17 protein-coding genes are annotated in these 17,184 nt (G+C 60.8%); 9 read left to right on the plus strand and 8 right to left on the minus strand.

All coding sequences use genetic code 11. From position 1 onward, the window contains the following. Positions 1–464 precede the first annotated feature (464 nt). On the plus strand, positions 465–1,421 hold the full coding sequence (locus QQA12_RS01710) for a DUF932 domain-containing protein (protein WP_226050532.1): 957 nt from the start codon (positions 465–467) through the stop codon (positions 1,419–1,421). Beyond that, on the plus strand, positions 1,421–1,927 hold the full coding sequence (locus QQA12_RS01715) for a JAB domain-containing protein (RefSeq protein ID WP_226050531.1): 507 nt from the start codon (positions 1,421–1,423) through the stop codon (positions 1,925–1,927). Before QQA12_RS01710 ends, QQA12_RS01715 begins: the two co-directional genes overlap by 1 nt. Before the next feature lie 386 nt (positions 1,928–2,313). Here QQA12_RS01715 and QQA12_RS01720 read toward each other — a convergent pair whose 3' ends face one another. Next, positions 2,314–2,724, minus strand: coding sequence for a helix-turn-helix transcriptional regulator (locus tag QQA12_RS01720; protein WP_226050530.1), 411 nt, complete (start codon positions 2,722–2,724; stop codon positions 2,314–2,316). A 159-nt stretch (positions 2,725–2,883) separates the two neighbouring features. On the opposite strand from QQA12_RS01720, the gene QQA12_RS01725 reads away from it, so the two are divergent. The 6 genes from QQA12_RS01725 to QQA12_RS01750 all read left to right on the plus strand — a co-directional run bounded on the left by QQA12_RS01725 (position 2,884) and on the right by QQA12_RS01750 (position 9,152). After that, positions 2,884–4,671 (plus strand): DnaJ domain-containing protein, encoded by a 1,788-nt coding sequence (locus tag QQA12_RS01725; protein ID WP_226050529.1) that lies wholly within the window; start codon positions 2,884–2,886, stop codon positions 4,669–4,671. A gap of 69 nt (positions 4,672–4,740) precedes the next feature. After that, the gene (locus tag QQA12_RS01730) at positions 4,741–4,953 is read left to right on the plus strand and encodes a hypothetical protein (RefSeq protein ID WP_226050528.1); all 213 of its coding nucleotides are present in this window, start codon (positions 4,741–4,743) and stop codon (positions 4,951–4,953) included. Positions 4,954–4,955: 2 nt separating this feature from the next. Beyond that, positions 4,956–5,753 (plus strand): hypothetical protein, encoded by a 798-nt coding sequence (locus tag QQA12_RS01735; RefSeq protein WP_226050527.1) that lies wholly within the window; start codon positions 4,956–4,958, stop codon positions 5,751–5,753. A gap of 1,235 nt (positions 5,754–6,988) precedes the next feature. Beyond that, on the plus strand, positions 6,989–7,336 hold the full coding sequence (locus tag QQA12_RS01740) for a hypothetical protein (protein ID WP_226050526.1): 348 nt from the start codon (positions 6,989–6,991) through the stop codon (positions 7,334–7,336). Further along, positions 7,336–7,692 carry a hypothetical protein gene (locus QQA12_RS01745; RefSeq protein ID WP_226050525.1) on the plus strand — a complete coding sequence of 119 codons (357 nt, stop codon included), beginning with the start codon at positions 7,336–7,338 and terminating at the stop codon, positions 7,690–7,692. Before QQA12_RS01740 ends, QQA12_RS01745 begins: the two co-directional genes overlap by 1 nt. Continuing rightward, positions 7,692–9,152 carry a YfjI family protein gene (locus tag QQA12_RS01750; RefSeq protein WP_226050524.1) on the plus strand — a complete coding sequence of 487 codons (1,461 nt, stop codon included), beginning with the start codon at positions 7,692–7,694 and terminating at the stop codon, positions 9,150–9,152. Before QQA12_RS01745 ends, QQA12_RS01750 begins: the two co-directional genes overlap by 1 nt. Before the next feature lie 144 nt (positions 9,153–9,296). Here the strand turns inward: QQA12_RS01750 and QQA12_RS01755 are convergent, their stop codons facing one another. Both QQA12_RS01755 and QQA12_RS01760 read right to left on the minus strand, forming a co-directional pair. After that, positions 9,297–10,010 carry a MobA/MobL family protein gene (locus QQA12_RS01755; RefSeq protein WP_226050523.1) on the minus strand — a complete coding sequence of 238 codons (714 nt, stop codon included), beginning with the start codon at positions 10,008–10,010 and terminating at the stop codon, positions 9,297–9,299. A 233-nt stretch (positions 10,011–10,243) separates the two neighbouring features. Beyond that, positions 10,244–11,728, minus strand: coding sequence for a hypothetical protein (locus QQA12_RS01760; protein WP_226050522.1), 1,485 nt, complete (start codon positions 11,726–11,728; stop codon positions 10,244–10,246). 525 nt (positions 11,729–12,253) lie between these two features. Between QQA12_RS01760 and QQA12_RS01765 the strand changes: the two genes are divergently transcribed. Next, on the plus strand, positions 12,254–12,811 hold the full coding sequence (locus QQA12_RS01765; RefSeq protein WP_226050521.1) for a hypothetical protein: 558 nt from the start codon (positions 12,254–12,256) through the stop codon (positions 12,809–12,811). A 4-nt stretch (positions 12,812–12,815) separates the two neighbouring features. Here the strand turns inward: QQA12_RS01765 and QQA12_RS01770 are convergent, their stop codons facing one another. The 5 genes from QQA12_RS01770 to QQA12_RS01790 all read right to left on the minus strand — a co-directional run bounded on the left by QQA12_RS01770 (position 12,816) and on the right by QQA12_RS01790 (position 17,159). Next, positions 12,816–13,007: a hypothetical protein gene (locus QQA12_RS01770; protein WP_226050520.1), complete on the minus strand. Its 192-nt coding sequence runs from the start codon at positions 13,005–13,007 to the stop codon at positions 12,816–12,818. A 646-nt stretch (positions 13,008–13,653) separates the two neighbouring features. Beyond that, positions 13,654–14,400 (minus strand): LytTR family DNA-binding domain-containing protein, encoded by a 747-nt coding sequence (locus QQA12_RS01775; RefSeq protein WP_226050519.1) that lies wholly within the window; start codon positions 14,398–14,400, stop codon positions 13,654–13,656. After that, positions 14,391–15,482, minus strand: a complete 1,092-nt coding sequence (locus QQA12_RS01780) for a histidine kinase (protein WP_226050518.1) — start codon at positions 15,480–15,482, stop codon at positions 14,391–14,393. Before QQA12_RS01780 ends, QQA12_RS01775 begins: the two co-directional genes overlap by 10 nt. Before the next feature lie 246 nt (positions 15,483–15,728). Further along, positions 15,729–16,025: a hypothetical protein gene (locus tag QQA12_RS01785; RefSeq protein ID WP_054661773.1), complete on the minus strand. Its 297-nt coding sequence runs from the start codon at positions 16,023–16,025 to the stop codon at positions 15,729–15,731. Between the two features lie 417 nt (positions 16,026–16,442). Next, positions 16,443–17,159 (minus strand): NAD(P)-binding oxidoreductase, encoded by a 717-nt coding sequence (locus QQA12_RS01790; protein WP_226050517.1) that lies wholly within the window; start codon positions 17,157–17,159, stop codon positions 16,443–16,445. Positions 17,160–17,184: the final 25 nt, after the last annotated feature.

Consider the following 17,184-nt stretch of genomic DNA (forward strand, 5'->3'; position numbering starts at 1 on the left):
TCAGACCTTCCCTAATACGGGGCAAGCAGGTCGGCCTTCGGCTCCGGAAGATCAGTCATATGCAGGCAAAGTCTTACGCTATGCCATCCTTTTGGGGGCGACTACACCTCGGACAGAGGGTGGACGTTTCCCGCGTGACCGTCACTTTCATAGCCGGTGGCAGTGACGATTGAACGAAATCTCAGACCTATAACACCTCCTTGAAGCCGGTGGAGCCTGGTTTCGCGTCCAGGCACTCCGCACTGATGTGCCTGCCAGAGGTGAATTGATGTGAGCAAAGGCAAGGTCGAAACGATCTACTGTGTCCTTATGGTTGCGGCGGCGATGCTGGTCGGCGTCGCCAAATGCTCGACCTGCAAAGGTCCCCGGATCCCCTGATTCCATCCACTCAAAGCGTCCCGCACAAGGCCCGACATCGTCCGGGCCTTGTGCATTTATGACGCACATCTACTAAGGAAACTACAATGCATTTGGTCGAGACAATGGCCTATGTCGGGCGGACTCCCTGGCATGGTCTGGGTAGCCGACTCGCGCCGCAGCAGCCCATAGAGGTCTGGAAGCAGCAGTCCGGCATGGACTGGGAGATTGAGGAAGCAGAGGTGCGCTACGTGGCTGGCAACAATTCCGTCGGCGTCATCCATGCCTTCCCCGAGCAGAAGGTGCTGTACCGCTCCGACACTCGCAAGCCGCTGTCGGTGGTGTCCAAGCGTTTCCAGGTCGTGCAGCCTGGCCAGATCCTGGAGTTCTATCGGGACCTGACCGTTAGCAATGGCTTCGAGCTGGAAACCGCCGGCGTGCTGCGCGAGGGTCGTAAGTTCTGGGCGCTGGCCCGGACCGGACAGAGCACCACGCTCAAGGGCCGGGACAAGGTGGACGGCTACCTGCTGCTGGCCACCGCCTGCGATGGCACGCTGGCTACCACCGCGCAGTTCACCTCGGTCCGGGTGGTCTGCAACAACACCCTGTCCATCGCATTGGGCAACGCCACCGGGGCGATCAAGGTGCCGCACCGCAGCCAGTTCGACCCGGATGTGGTGAAGCGGCAGCTGGGTATCACGGTGTCTTCCTGGGATGAGTTCGTGGCCCGGATGAAGGTGCTGGTGGAACGGCCGGTAGATCCGGATTCGGTGGAAGGACTGCTGCGCCGGGTACTCACCTACGCCGCACCGGACGGTAAAGCCATAGTGGTCAACGAGCAGGCCATGGCCAATGTGCGCTCGCTGTACGAGGGCGGTGGACGGGGTGCTCTGATGGCCTCCAGCCGCGGTACGGCGTGGGGCCTGCTCAACAGCGTGACCGAGTACGTCGACCACCATCGCCGCGCACGCAGCGACGATCATCGACGGGATGCAGCTTGGTTCGGGGCCGGTGCCCAGATCAAGCAGCGGGCCTGGGGTGAAGTGATGAAGCTGGTGGCCTGATGCAGGCCCGGTCACGTGTGCGTGCGCCGACCGCGGCCCGAGCGGTCTCCTCAATCGGGGCCCGGGCGCTGGAGGACCGGGCCATCGTCCGCGCGCTGCGGCTACTGGAGCGGAGGATCCTGGACCAAGGCGCCTGCCTGAGTGATGTGGCCACCTGCAGCACCTTTTTCCGCATGCGGTTGGGAGGTGAGGCGCGGGAGCACTTCGAGGTCGCCTTCCTCGATACACGGCATTGTCTGCTCGCGGTGGAGCGGCTGTTCTCCGGCTCCATCGATAGGGCTGAGGTGCATCCGCGCATCGTGGTCCAGCGAGCGTTGGCTTTGAACGCCGCTGCAGTCCTGCTGGCCCACAACCATCCCAGCGGTCAAGCCGAGCCTTCCGAGGCCGATCGTGTCCTGACGACCCGGCTGAAGGCGGCTTTGGGGCTGGTTGATATCCGGCTGCTGGATCACTTCGTGGTGACGGCGCGGGAGGCGATCTCGATGGCGACCCGAGGATTTATATAGGCCTGCAATCCGGTATGGCACAGCGCCCGGCCTGCGGGCCGGGCACTTCTTGGAAGAGAAAGATGGTGGAGGTGGCCGATACGATCGATCTGGCCTATGTGGCCATAGGAGTCAAGCAGGCGCTCGTCGACTATGGAGTCATCGATAGCTCCCGCTTCGAGGGCGAGCTGGGGTTCATCCAGGCATGCATCGATCGGATCGAGTACCTGGATCAGGCCTGGGAGCCACAGAAGGGGGTAGTTCCCGTGCGTGTGGTGCTACGAGGTAGCCGAGCCGTTCCGAAATACCTACGGCACCCATCTGCTGCGGGGTGGTGAGTCGGCGGAAGCTTGGCGAATCCCACGCGGAATTGTGGATGCCGCGATTGAACGGGGGCTGACTCGCCGTCAGTCCTTGTTGGTCAACTCGCTCAGTGCTTTGGCCTGATCCCGCTTCGACAGTTGCAGCAGCTTGGCCAGCTTGGGCAACAGGGCTGGATCTTGAAGCAGTGCTGGGATCAATGTGGCCAGGACATCGCGCTGGCCTTCATCGGCCTGGGCCAACGCCAGGATGGCATCGGCCATGGCGGCATCGTCGGCTAGCAGGTAGGCCACGGGCACTTCTAATAACTGGGCCAGCAGTCCCAGGTTGTCGAAGCCGATCGCTGTGACCTGGTGCTCGTAACGGTTGATCCGCGAGGAGCCCTTGTCCTTACCCAAGCCCATGCGATCGCCCAGTGCACGTTGGCTTAGGCCACGCAGCTGCCGCGCCTGGATTAGGCGAGCGGCGAACAGGGAGCGGGGCGAGGAATCGGGCACCGAGCGCAGGTGGTATGGGTACGCTCTGGATCATGACGAAGCCTCTATTGGTGTGGCAGACTCTATTTTCTAGATAGAGGCCTCGGGTCGTGTCAAGCTAGTAGGTCCGCATGGCTGTAGCCATGTGGGCGATGAGAAACAGGGAGGAAGAAAGTCAGCATGGATCCTTACGAAATTCTGGGCGTCCGTCCGAACGCCGGACGCGATGAGATCGAGTTGGCCTACAAGGGCCGTCGCAGTCAGTACCACCCGGACCGCTACGCCCAGTCCGACGCTGAAACCCAAGCGTGGGCGACCGGGAAGATGCAGGAGGTCAACCAGGCCTACCGGGTGCTCAACGAGCCGCAGGCGCGTGCGCAGTTCGATCAAAGAAAGGCCTCATCCCATTCTGGGAGTCGATCGCCTCCGCCCCCCGAGGCACAGCCCTCTGCCGAGGCCGCTGCCCCCGATGTGGCACCCATCCTGTTGAAGCCAGAGTGGGAGTGGTTCCACGACAACGTCTATGCGCGACCCAAGATTCCGCTCAAGAAGCTGGAAGGGGCGATTTCCTCGTATGCGCTGAGCGTCGCGCCACGCGATGTTCTTGTCCTGCTGGACGACACCGTGTTCGGCGGGGCCAAGGAAGGCCTGTTGGTCACCGGCGATGCAATCTACTGCAAGCAAAAGTTCGAAACGCCGCGTCGGATGCTGTTTCGGGACATCCGACTGGTGGATTCGGGGCCGGACAGCCGGGTAATGATCAACGGTAGTGAGTTCTTTAAGGCTGTCGTGATCGACCAAGTGGCGATTCAGCTCTTCGCCTCGCGCCTGGCGACCGCACTCAAATCGGCGTCGTCGCAACCGGTGGATAGCACAACCGGCACAACGAATTCCTGTCATGCCGGTTCTGGCGCGGAGCGTCTGTTGGGTATCCACCGTCGAGCTCTGTTGGCCCTACAGTGCGGGCTCGGGGAAGAGGCGCTTCTCATCGACGAGCTGATCGATCGCCAGATGCCTTACGTTGTCGAGCATTTCTCGGAAATTAAAGGCTTCGCCAAGAGTTTCCCGAAGCAAGGGCACGGATCGATTGATGCGCAGGTCGTCGAAGTTTCACTTACGCTCTTCCTGATGCTGCACTACTACGGACTTTCAGGACTTCCGGAGTCTTTCAAGGAAGCGTTTGGCGGAAATTTCACCCAGTTCCATGAGGTCAGCGAGGTTTACAAGGACGAGTTCCTGAGGGCGTTCTCCCAAGTATTTGGACGGGAGTGCGAGATGGGGGAAGAAGATGTCCGGATGATGTCGTTTGTGTTCTTTCACCGTGATGGCGCAGTGGGTGGGTTCGATCTGAAGGTGCCCCGCAAGGACGCGCTGCTTATGGTGCTGTCCAAAATGGGATTGTCGCAGACGAGTAGCCAGGGGCTCATCGAGAAGTTTGAGGGCCTTACCGAGGAGTGGCTTGAAGCGCTTTGCGTCGCGGAGATGGACCCGCAAGAAAGAGCCCATTACGAGCGCGTAAAGGCACGGCAGTCCGCTCGTCCTGAGCCGCCCCCGCGTCCACAGTCGCCGCCGCGATCGATGCTCCGGGAAGCGCTGCAAGGGCTGCGGTTCAACGCAGAACCGTTCGAACGAGTGTTCGTGGCTCCGAACATTCCGTTGAAGAAGCTCAACGGCGCTTTAGACAGCTACGGTGGAGGACTGCATCCGAAAGAGGTAGTCGCGCTGATCGACAACACCGTGTTCGGTGGGGCGGCCGATGGCGTGCTGATCACTGAGATGGAGATCCGGTACAGGGCGGCGTTCGAGGCGCCCGATGCGCGCCTTTGGAAAGATGTACCGGAGATCGCGGCCGAAGGTAAGTACGTCTACATCGAGGGCCGGCGCTTCGCCGAGTTGAACATGCCCGACGAGCGTGACGTCAGACAACTGTTTCGGGCCGTGAACCGGTATCTGCAAGACAGGAACTGATCGCGAGTGATCCGGCATGGTGCTAGATCAGGCATGTTCGTTCAATCAAACATAAACAGGGGAGATGTGATGCGTGGTTTGGTGATCGGCTTATATGTGTTGATGATCTTCGTGTTCGCCATCTATGGAAACTGGTGGGGCGATCAAGCTTACAGGGGCTTCATGTACAACCTGGGGGGCGCCATATTCTGGCCGATCATCCTCTTCCCAGGACTCGGAAAGGTCATTGGTGGCCTGCTGATGCTGGGGGTCCTCGGATTCATTGTCACGAGGAGGAGCTGATCATGGTCAACAAATGGTCAAGTGGCCTGTTGCTCATCATGGCCTGCATCGTACTGGCGTCCTGTGATGGAAAGATCAGAAGTGAAATAGTTGCGGCATGTGTGAACGGGGGAGGAGCGAAGAAGAGTTGCACGTGCTACTACGGGAAGATGAAGGACAAGTATGGAGTAGATGCCTTGGAGGCGATGCGGGACAACAAATTAATTCCTCCAGATATCGGTGAGGCAACGATTCTCGCCGCGGCCCAGTGCAGCGGTCTTGATCCGGCTACGATGAAAGGATTGGGTATCGAAGATCCTGGGAGCGTGGCGACGATGAGTGCGGCGGTTGATTCGCCTGCGCCGAATCCACAAGCCGAAGCTCCAGTGCCGATGATGGAACAGGTGCCCGCTAATGCTGTCAGTGCATCCGATGGTGCTGTAATAGAGGGTGCCATTGCGGTCACATCGAGTACGGTAATGGGTGATGAGTTCAAGGAGGCCCGCCAGGTGGTAGTTGGGGACATCAATGGTGACAAGGTCGATGATGCGGCAGTCCTGTTCTCAATTGAGATCCCTTCGGAGAACAGGTCGACACAATATCTGGCTGTGTTTTTACGGGAAGCCGATGGGTCGCTGAAGTTTGCCAACGCCTTGCCCGTGGGCGGCTCTGGGAGCTCCAACAGCGATATCGTTATCGAGAATGAGGTGATTAAGCTGACGTCCCTGACGCTCGGACCGGATGATCCGCATTGCTGTCCCACGTTGGAGCAGAAGAGCGAGTACCTGCTGCACAACGGCAAGCTCAAGCTGCTCCATTAAATCGGGGGCGCCACCTCCTGATCTGAGCGAATGGTGCCTTTCGATTGTCTGAGTTCAATCCACAAGGCAATTTTGTGCAGTCTTTGCTTCTCTTTAGAAGCTCTCCATGGCCCGGATCTGTGTTGCAGCCCGGGCCAGTGGTGGCTTAGACGTTGGTGGCGGTCAGTGGATCGATGTGGATGACGTTGTGGAGCCTATGACCAGGCAGCACTGGACGAAGCCGCCCGCCAAGGTTTTGCCAACGGAGCTTTCGGGGAACTAGAAAAGGATGTGCTGGGTTTACACATCTAGCGGTTGAGGACAGCGGATCACCGACTAAGATGCGGTCGTCCAGGCTCGAGGACAGGTTAGAAGCCAAGGTTGCTCGCATGGTCAAAGACCTTGGATGACCCATGAGGGAGCACACCGTGTTGTGAGGGGGGCTTCGGCCCCCCCCTCCTGGAGCTGGTTTCTTTTTCCTTTTTAGTGATTGAGCGCGGTAGCCCGTCGTATCTCATACGTTCCATCAGGCAGTCAATGGAGCGCTAAAGACGCGTTTCAGCTTGGGAAACGAGGGCATGCAGGCGTTGTTTGGTCAGCGTGGGTTTCCAAGATCGCTAGGTCGATAACGCCATGCCCCTCACGCCGCGGCCGAATTTGACGTTGGCCTGGGCAATCAGCTTCATGAGCGTTTGCGAGCGTGGTTTGACCCACAGTGAGGGATCGAGGCTTGGGTGGGCCAAAGGCGTCATTGTCTACTAGATCCAGCAAGATCTCGGCCACGTCCAGGGCGGCGCGGCCCCATTCGTCGTCATCGCCATCGAACGGTTGATCGCCCGGCTCTTCCTTGCCGCCGTGAAATAGGTTGTTGCGCACGCGCCGGGCGGCCTTGATCAGGGCAGTGGCATCCGACCGATCGCCGCCGGCCAGATCCAGGGCGGCCGCTCGCGGAAACGTGCCCGCTGCAGGCCGTCTACCTCTACGACCATCTGGACCTTGGGTCTGTCGCGCGCCAGCAAGGATATTTTCCCGAGCGTCGTCCTCCATCCACCTCACGAATGCGTTGGGCGGTAAGACGGACTTCATGCCGTATACCCACTCCTAACGAGATATGGGAGGGGGGGAGCCCGTCATGGGCGGGCCAGAACCAGGGAGAGGGTTGCAGAAAACCCAAAAAATTTTCCACTGACCCGATTGGAGCGAGTGCATACCGTAGGCATCGGTCGCTGAAGACCGACACTTACAAGGAGATGACCATGCTCGCCCACAAAGAATCGAAAACGAAGATGCCGATGTGTCCCCGGGAACGGAACATCGGCGAAAGGAACCTGCAGCGTACTAGGACGAACACCGACGAGCAGATCGGGGTGTCGGCTGGTCTCGTGCTGCGATTCCCTGACCTCCTGGAGCTCACGAGAGTAGGCAGGAGCAAGGCCTACGCAATGATGAACCCGAAAGATCCGGGGTTCGACCCGACCTTCCCGGTTGGCTTTCCTCTGTATGACACCCCCCGCTCACCCAAAGGCTACTGGAGGCACGAGGCCGTTGCCTGGCTTGAGGGACGCAGCGCCCAGTTCATGGACAAGATCAAAGGTAAGAACTGATGAGTATCGAGAATGTACCTGCGCCTGCCAATGATAGCGCGCTCAAGAGGCTCCAGCTTGCGCTAGAAAATGAACCTGCGGGCGGCAGACAGAGGAAGGTTGACGACTTTGTCCAGGCATATCCGAATATCGAGAAGCACCTAGCCCGCAAAGTACCGCTGCGTCGTGTGATCGAGCTGTTTGCAGAGGCTTATGGATACGCGGTCCACGCGCCGCGCTTCCGCAAGCTACTGATCGCAGAGCGCAAGCGTCGCGCTGAATCGGGCGAAGTGGCGGTCTGTGCCTCGTGCTATCGCCCCTTGGACTCCGCCGTGTATGTGGCGGAGGTAGTGGATGAAAAGCAGGAGGGTGAATAATGAACGGCATGTTCTCCGATCCGCGAGCGCTTCCGCCGTACCCAATGGATGCATTCCCGGTGATTGTCCGTGAAGCTGGCTTCGAGCTGATTCAGAACGTGCAGGCACCGGACGCGCTAATCGGCATGGGGCTGATCAGCGCTATTTCACTGGCCTGCCAAAGTTTGATCGACGTGAAGTTGCCGAACGGACAAGTGCGACCGGTGTCGCAGAACCTGTTGATCGTGGCCGAATCCGGCGAGCGTAAGTCAACGGTGTATTCGCTGCTGCACAGGCCGTTCAGCGAATGGGACACGAACGCCCAGCGCGCGTTCGTGACGAAGATGGAACGGTATCAGGGGGAGCTTGATGCGTGGCGCGCGAAGAACAAGGGTCTCAGTCGCGCCATCAGCAAGGCCGCCAGCAAGAGCGAATCCACCGTTGAACTGAATGAGCAGCTGTTGGCGCACGCTGAGGTGAAGCCGAAAATGCCGCGCCTGCGCTGCTTCCTACGCCAGGACATCACGGCGAAGGCGATTATGGAGGCCTTGCAGGGTGATGGCGAGTCGATTGCCATCACCACCGACGAGGGCCATTTGTTGTTCCAGAGCGCGGCGATGTCCCACCTAGGGTTGCTCAACCGCTTGTGGGATTCGCCGGAGGTGTTGCCACTGGATCGCGCCGGTGGCGATCAGATCTTGGCGATGAATCCGCGCGTTTCTGTGAGTATCATGACCCAATCGGCGCCGCTTAGGGCATACATGGAGAAGCGTGGTTCGGTTGCCAAGGGAAGCGGCCACTGGGCGCGCTACCTGGTCGGCTGGCCGGCAACGAAGCAGGGCTCGCGCTGGGTGAATCAGAACGAACTGGTCTGGGAGCACCTGCCGAAGTTCCATGAACGCGTCGGCGAATTGCTTGAGCAGTACCGGACCATGATCGAACCAGGGAAGGTCACGCGCGAGATCATCGAGTTCTCGGACGATGCGAAATCGCGGTGGTTCGATCTGGCGATTCAGACCGAGCAGATGTTGCGCCAGGGCGAGTACCTGAGTGACATCACTGATTTCGCCTCGAAGCTGATGGAGATACTGGGCCGCCTCGCGGCGGCATTGCACTACTTCAATGGCGAGGTCGGAAAGATCACGCTTGATACGTTGGAGCGCGCTTTTGCTCTGGTACGGTGGCACGTCGACCAGTTCAAGCGCCTGTTTTCGCGCCAGTTCGTCATGCCTCAGGATCAGGTGGATGCTCAAGCTGTCGTGGCTTACCTGCGCACTCGGTTATGGCTCGGTCCGAATTCGGACACAGTTATCCCCAAGAACCACGTGCTGCGCAATGGCCCAGTTCGTGATCGCACCCGACTCAACGCCGCGCTGGCATTGATCGAAATATGGGGCGCTATCCAAGTGGGCGTGGCGCCGAAGGACAAGAAGTCCTATGTCCGATTGTTCAACGCCTACTTCGGCAACATTGTCATCTGATCGGCCGATCGCAGCACGCCCCGAGGCCCCGACCGCAAGTCGGGGCCTTTTATAGTACTGCAATCGTGAAATCCTTAGCGATTCTGCGACAAGATCGCAGAATCAACTTACTTCGGAGCATCTGGACACAAGGTGGTGCCCTGGTCATGGCTCACCGTTGCGGTGGACGGCGTAGACGGCCTTCTCATCTGTGGACATGCCCCGGATGCGAGCGGGGCCCAGATGGCGCTCAGGGCAGCGCTCACGACCCTGCTCTCGCAGACTGCGGTGATCGACGCGGGCTTCGTGGCCGCCATCGGCCAAGGCCTTGTTCTGTAGGTCAGCGATGGTTTTGCGCATGTGGATGACGTTGGCTCGGAGTTCCAGAGGAGATAGTCCGCCGCTATCCTTTCGACAGCCTCCCAGTTCTGGGTTCTTCGGGTTGTAGCGCGAGAACATCCGCTCCGGTTCGCGCTGGATTCCATCGGGCATCCGATCCGAGTACATCAGATGCACGTGTGGGTTCGGGATTGCCCCTAACGAACCGTCAGGCGCGTGGATCGCGTATTGGTACGGTTTGTTCCCGACCAGTTCGCGCACTATCCTTTCTGTCAGCGCGACCAGCTGTCCGATACCCAGTTCGTTGGGTAACGCAATCTCGTGCTCTCGATAGGCCGCGCCATTTGCGCGTTCGTGTCTGTCGGCCATGCGCCAGAACAGGGCTGGATTACTTGCGGCCCATGCAGGCATGTTGCCGTAAGCCGAATGGATCAGATCCTCGCCACGATTCTCGTAGCGGCCGTGCCGCTCGATGTAGGCAGCGTGTTCGCGTGCGTTTCCCTTCTTGCCGCTCTTGATGCAGTGGTGGAAGCTGGCCATAAACGTGTACCCTTTCTCCTTGTTTAATGAAAAGCCGACGGCGTTGCTTCCGTCGGCTGCGTGGAGATGGGTCTCGATTAGTCTTATCGTGCTTTGGGAAGAAACGGTAAGTGCGCGTCTCGTATTCCCCCGCCCTATGCTGTTCGTTAAGTGATCAGCTTTGCTAGGTGTGAGTCTGCCCATCTCCATAAATATTGGGAGACTGTAAAAAAATACATAGTGCAGTTGATCGACTAGTAGCGAACTAAGGGCACGTAGCTGAACTGATCGTCTCCATGGGCGCGTACGAAGTCATTGGCAGCATGCAGCATCCACTCACGGTATGCGTCGATGTATTGGGATATCACTGCGGGCGATAGCGACATGAAAATCTCTCTCATCAACTCGGTTTGTGCGAGCAGATACGACCTATGGGATTCAGCTTTGTCCCTCCGACCAAGTAAGACCCAGAGGTACCACTTCATCCTCGCCATGTAGAGGTGCTGGGTTGTATACGGAATGTATCTGGTCTCTCCTTTGACGTACTGATCCAACTGCCTTTGAGGGTCAGAGAATCTGGGGCCGTACTTGACCGACTTCTTGACCAAGGCGACCTTGTGATTTCGCTGGTGCAAGACTGATGCGAAGGCTGCAGCGAGATGTGCAATCCCGATTGGACGATTGAATGACTGTAATGGGACCTTGGCTTCCAGAAGGTAGATGCAGAGAAGTAGTCGTGCGCGACGGATATCCTGCCTTAATGCACGATTATCGTAGTCGCTCCTCACGACACTGGATACGAGTTCCGCGAGTTGGCTGACGTGCCGCTCGCAAAAGTCACCTACTTCGTCTATGGCGAGGAAGTTTGTGCCCGCCTGGATGTCACGTTCGTATTGTTCTGAGGCGGATGCACAGATGTCCTCCATCCCGACGCCAATGTCAGATATAGGGTGGTCATTCGGTATCGAAAGCTGCGTGACTAGCTCGAAGTGAAGCCAGTGGATGTACTCGATCAGATGAAGATAGACGCAGGTGGCGACCTGTGCTCGAGGTTCACGTTCAACTGGCTGTATCGCGGCCAAGAATTGGCGTGTCTGATTCGCCAGATATTCGTCGGCATCCTTCAATAGTTCATCGTCGACGTGGATGCTTTCCCAGAGCACCTCATCCACGCGTTCATTTGTTTCGCTTCGGTACTGACCCCGTCCCCAAGCGGGATCGGCGATCAATCGGATCAAGGCCGCCTCTGTTGAGTCAACACCTCTCTCAAGGTCCGTGATGACATCTCGTATCTTGCGCTTCACATCCTCTCCCTCTGGAGAAGATGGCATCGTCAGGAAGTCCAAGGTTCCATGTGAGTCGCCCTTCGGAAACTCAATCAGTTTGATGAGGTGGGCATCTATGTGCCGAGACGCCCGATGCAGAAGCTTGATTGTCCTCAGCGTCGAAAGCGGATGCTCTTCTGTTTTTCGCCGGTATTGCCTGCCGGTGATCGAAGAAACAAAGCGGAGCACCGTGCTCAGGTTCTTGATGTCGTAATGAGAGCCGCTGTTATCGGTTTTCTCACGTTCATGGTTGAGCTCAGCCAGTAGTTCTTTGATTGTTGAAGTTTGGTCTTCCGCTGAGGCAACTCCGATCCCGAAGTCGAAGCGAGGTTCGTGGGCTAGGGGCCCTGAGGCAGTCCTTGGGGATGAGACGGCAGCACGCTGTACATCGCCATGGGCATCGATTGAGTTCACGGGCCGGGTTCGCCTATTTTCGTTCATGTTCAATCAGTTACATAGCGGAGAGCTGGCAATGCAGACAAGCAAGGCCGGAAGAAGCCATCGAAGTCCAACGTCAGTTGCCCCAGTCAACCGCGAGCGTGGTGCGTTCGAGTCTCGGAGCCCGCCAAGGGGGGCTCATTGCTGGGAACTAGTCGTGCCTTGGAGCTGCTCCTGTCGTTTCTAGTACACCAGTAGGCGCCAAGGCTGGCAAATCCCAAACGTGGTTCTGACCGGATCCTGGCATTCAAAGGTGTCTCAATAGAATCGGAGCGCAGCAGGATCGCCCTAAACGGATCGAAAAGCTGTGCATGTAACTGGAGGCGGTTGAGCCGCGAGGGTGCAACTTGGTCCTCGCAGCGTAGTCCGATCCTCTGCTCGACCTGGCGGCAGCTTGGTGTCGGGTACTGTCAGATGCTCCGAGGATGTTCAAGTATGTCCGTTGCAAGTCGACTCAGAAGTGAGTCGAAGTGTGAGTCGATTTGATAGGTCAGAACAAAGATGGCATTTGAAATCAAGATGATATGTCGGGATTGCGAGTGCTGGTGGGCACCAGATGAAACAAGGGCTTGCAGCGATGCAGGCCCTTTTCTGTTCTCCTCGAAGGCGGCCCGGTGCGGTGCCTACATGGTGCGTAGTGCGGACATTGCCGCCGGCAAGCCGGAAGTGAAACAGCTCACCAGCCAGGTGCAGGTAGAACAGGGCGCCCGCGCGCTGGAACAGGCCAAGGACCAAGAACTGGCCAGGATCGGAGCGACACAGGGAGAAGACTGGGAGGCAGCCGAGGCAGTCCCTGTTGCTGTTGTTGCTGACGTGCATGCTGGCGATGTCCGGTTGCGCCGGCAGTGGGCAGCGTGTGAAGCCAACCGCGTGTCCGAATCCGCAGCCAGCGCCGCCGAATGTGATGCGCTCGCCGAGCTACGAGCAACGGATCGGGGCGATCGCGTTCGAGTCGGACGGGACGCCGACGACCAGATCCGCGCATGCCAGGCCGTGATCGGCGTGTGCCGATCGTGGCCGGCGAGGCCTGCCCACTGGGCGCGGGCAGGCCAATGTTGAGGTGTTATGGCGCCGGACAGGCTTCGGCACGGCAGTTTGCATAGATCTGGTAGCACTGCGCTTCACTCATCACGCCGTTTGTCAGGCAGCGATGGAGACTCACGTCGCACATGGAGCATGGAGTGAGCTGCGCGGAGGCGATGCCAGATGCAGCAACGAACAAGAACAGCACGGTCTTCAAGGTCTTCTTGATCATCACGTCAGTCCTTTGTCTGCCCGGAACAGGGCGCGTCTGACGCTACATGTGGAATCGCCACCGTTCAATCTGCGGTGCCGCATGAGGTGAGCGCAGCGATATCGTGTGATCTTCAGGAGAGGAATCGGTGGTCCCACGCTGCAGGAGCCGGGGACATCTGAACCTGGGCAGGCTCGAGGGCGGCGTAATGAACAAGACCGAGGCGGTGTATGCGGAACGGATGCGCGCGCTGCAGCGCGCAGGGGAATCCCGTGGCATTGGTTCCAGGGCATCACGCTGCGGCTCGCCGACAGCACGCTCTGTATCCAGGACTTCGCGGTGCTGGCCGCCGACGGGATAATGGAGCCGCACGAGGCGAAAGGGTTGCCGGTGTGCTTTCGCACACCGGCTGCGGGCCTATGGATGGAGCCAGGGGAGAAGCCACATTACGCATCGCTCGCCTCCTGCGGGCTGCCCGGCCGCTTGATGAAAGTGATCCAGTGGGTGCAGGCGCGCTCGCCGGAGGGGGCACTTTCTGTGCGGAGGGAGTGCCAAATCAACGGCCGCGGAAATGACGCCAGTCCCCTCGGCGGTGCGCCCGGTCACACAGGCTGAAGCCCGGACAGGCGTGTCCATGCGGACGCGAGCGCGCCGGGCCATGCGGGCGTCATGGACATGCCGAGCCGAAAGGCCTGCCGATCAGGTTGCGCTGGACGTGCTCGCGGTACTGGCGCCTGGTCACCACCTGCCGTCCGCAATCAAGGGTGAGGCGGTACCGGCCCGAGCCCAGGGTGATGACTTCGATGACGGCGGCGATCCGGATCACGCACGAACGATGCACGCGCAGGAAGGTGTCCGCGTCGAGTTCCCGGATGAACTCGCCAAGGGTGCAGCGGAAGGTGAACGTCCCCCGCTTCGTCTCGACGTCCACGTAGTTGCCGCGTGCACGGATGACCTGGATGTCGGCCTCGTCCACCATCATGGTGCGGCGGCCCAGCTGCAGCGGCAGCCTGCGGCGATGGGCATCGGGCGGGGTTGCGGCCGCGATGGGGTCGGCCGGCAGCAGGCGCGATATGGTTTCGCGCAGGCGTTCGGCGGACACCGGCTTGAGCAGGTAGTCGACCGCGCGGTCTTCGAAGGCGCGCACGCCGTGCTGGTCGTAGGCGCTCACGAATACGACGCTCGGCGGCGGTCCGTTCCAGCGCCGCAGCGCGGTGAAGCCGTCGCCGCCGGGCAGCTCGATGTCCAGGAACAGGACGTCGACCCGGGTGCGCCGGGCCAGGCGCATCAGTTCGTCGACGTCGGTGCATTCGGCGACGACCTGCACGCCGGCACCGGCGACCTTGCCCAGCAGCCGCCGCAGGCGCTGCCGCGCCAGCGGCTCATCGTCGAGGATGACGGCATTCAACGGCATGCGCCCGGGCCTTGAGCAAGTGCTGCAGGCGGGACCGCGGTGCCGGGCAGCGGCACCTGCAGGCGCACGCGGTAGATGTCGGGCTCGGCATCGAACGTTTCCAGCCGGGCACGGTCTGCGTACAGCAGGTGCAGGCGCTCCCTGACCGATCGCTGACCCATGCCATTGCCGTCCCTGCGTGCCCCTTCCGCGGCGCGTGAGTTCTCGATCGACAGGTGCAGGTGCTGGCCCTGCGTCCAGGCGCGGATGGCGAGCCACCCGGGTACGCGCGATCGCGCGATGGCGTGGACGACCGCGTTCTCGACCAGCGGCTGCAGTGAAAGGGTGGGCACGGGGATGTCCATGCAGGCTTCGTCGACGCGGACGTCGGAACTCATCCGCCGGCCCAGCCGGATCCGTTCGATCATCAGGTAGTTGGTGACGTGCCTGAGCTCGTCGCGCAGCGGCCGTTCCTGCAGCTGGTCGGCGCGCAGGCCGTCGCGGAGCATGTCGCAGATGGCGATCAGCATGCGGTCGGCCTGTTCCACGTCCACCTGCATGAGCTCGGCCACGGAGTTGAGCGCGTTGAACAGGAAGTGCGGATTCAGCCGTGCCTTCACCGCTTCCAGCCGTGCCATCGCCAGGTTCTTCTCCAGCGCATCCAGTTGCTGCTCGCGCTGCTCCACGTGTTCGAAGTAGACGATGCCGTGGAGCATCGCCATGACGGTGATGCCCAGGATCAGATTGTTGCCGATGCTGGTGACCAGGACCTCTTCCAGTGGCGGCAGCACCGGATACCAGTCGAAGACCGGGTTGGTCGCCAGCGCGTAGACGGCCTTGAAGACGATGAAACCGGCGACCAGGGCCAGGTGGATGGCCGTGTGCCGCCAGAAATGCGCGCGCCCCACCGGGAAGCGTGACACGACCAGGTAGGCCAGCAGCGTCATCGGCACCCACGGTGCGGTGCTGCCGGTGGCATGGAGCAGGGCGCGCCGCCAGGTGAACACTTCGCCGTCGGCCGAGCGCATGTCCACCAGCTGGCCTGCCAGCATCAGGCCATACAGCAGCCACCAGGCCGCGATGGCCATCACCAGCAGTGCCATGCGCCGGTGCCGCCACCGTGGTTGGCCTGGCGGGTTGGATCGGTAGGTCGCAGCGCGGTCCTGCATCGGGTGCTTCGGCTCCCCGTTCACCGGTCAGAGCCGCATTGTTGCGTGGCTGGGCCGCGCATGCGCGCGGGGTGTTTCGTTGCCGCCGGCGCGTTGCCCGCCTCGGTGGCGGACCCGCAGGCCGTCACCGGTGCGCGGGGGGAGCGCGTTCCCGGTATCCGTGGCGTCCGGTGTGCTGCTTCAACGCGCGTTGCAGACCGGCGGGTTGGTCATCCCGAAGGAGAGCAGGTTGCCGCCATTGACGGTGCAGGCGTACGTCTTGCCGCTCTTGGCCTTGAGTGTCACGTAGGTGTTCACACCCTCGGTGCGACGCTCAAGCAGCGTCAGGTCGGACGGCGACATCCCCAGCACGCCGCTGGTCTCCGAGAGAATGCGTTCGTCGGACAGGGTGTTGGTCTTGCTGGCCACGGCCGAACAACCCGCGAGCATGAAGGGGACGAGCAGCGACGCAGCCAGCAGGGCGGGCTTGAACTTCATGGGAACTCCTTGAAGAGGTGGAAAACTCCGGATGCGCCCCGCCGGGCGGAAGCATCGATCGAACGGCGGGGCACGCCCGATCTTCGGATCGGGCGTCGTCACCGCTCAAGGCAATTGGGATGGACCGCACCGATGCGGTGACCAACGACATGGGTGCGGATGGCAGCGAGCGGGACCCATGCGTTCCGTGGGCATCGGCCGGTCGGTGCCGGCATGCGGCGCGAGGGCACGGGCGCGATGGCGCGCCCTGCTGGATCGCCGATGCAGCAGGTACGGCCTGAGCGGTCCATCGGCTAGCGGGGACGCGGTGTGCCAGCCGATTGCACGATGGCGCGTGACAGGTGCTGGCAGCGCGTGATCGGGTACCCGGTCGCCGGCTGCCGATGTCCCGGGCCGTGGTCGCGCCCGCATGCGGCATCACCGGTCATAGACGACCGGCATTCTTCTCCGCCACCGGCGCCACGCCTGCTCATCGGACGCGAGGGAGCAGATGAAGCGGGCCACGTTGACGCGACTCACCTTCCCTGGATTGAAGAACGCACTGCGGACCGGAGATGCATGAACGGAATATTCGGCAGCACTGTCGCCATCGTGCAGGCTGTCGGGCCTGACCACGGCCCATTCGATCCCGGCTTCGTTCTTCGATGCTTCATTGCGCAGGTAGGACGCCGCCGTGACGTTGTCCAGGTAAGGCGGAAGCAGCAGACGCAGCGCACCGGCCAGGCCGCGCTCCATGAGCGTATGCGCCTCCCCTTCGACGGGGTCGAGAGTCCCCGCCGAGTTCATCAGGATCAATCGGGTGTGCTGGCCCTGTCCGCTCTGCCCGATCGCCGCGCACAGTCGTGCCGTTGCCGTGGTGACCAGTCTGCGGGGCTGTCCGAAGATGCCGGCGAAGGTGGGCGTATGGCCCAGGCAGGAGACCACCGCGTCGCAGTCCCGCACGTATCCGGCGAGCTGCGACGGACCGAGGTCGAGCAGGCTCGCGTACTCCACGGTGAGCCGGGGATGGAACTGCTCCGGCGGCGGAGTCGCGCCCGGCCTCAGCATCGCGATGACGTGATGTCCGTGCCTGAGCATCAGCCGCACCACGCGACGCCCGGTGGCACCACTGGCACCGACCACCAGCAGCCTCACCACGCGACCCCCGGGCCGGTTGCCA

This window comes from Stenotrophomonas sp. 17(2023), assembly GCF_030345315.1.
In the GTDB taxonomy this organism is placed as follows: domain Bacteria; phylum Pseudomonadota; class Gammaproteobacteria; order Xanthomonadales; family Xanthomonadaceae; genus Stenotrophomonas; species Stenotrophomonas acidaminiphila.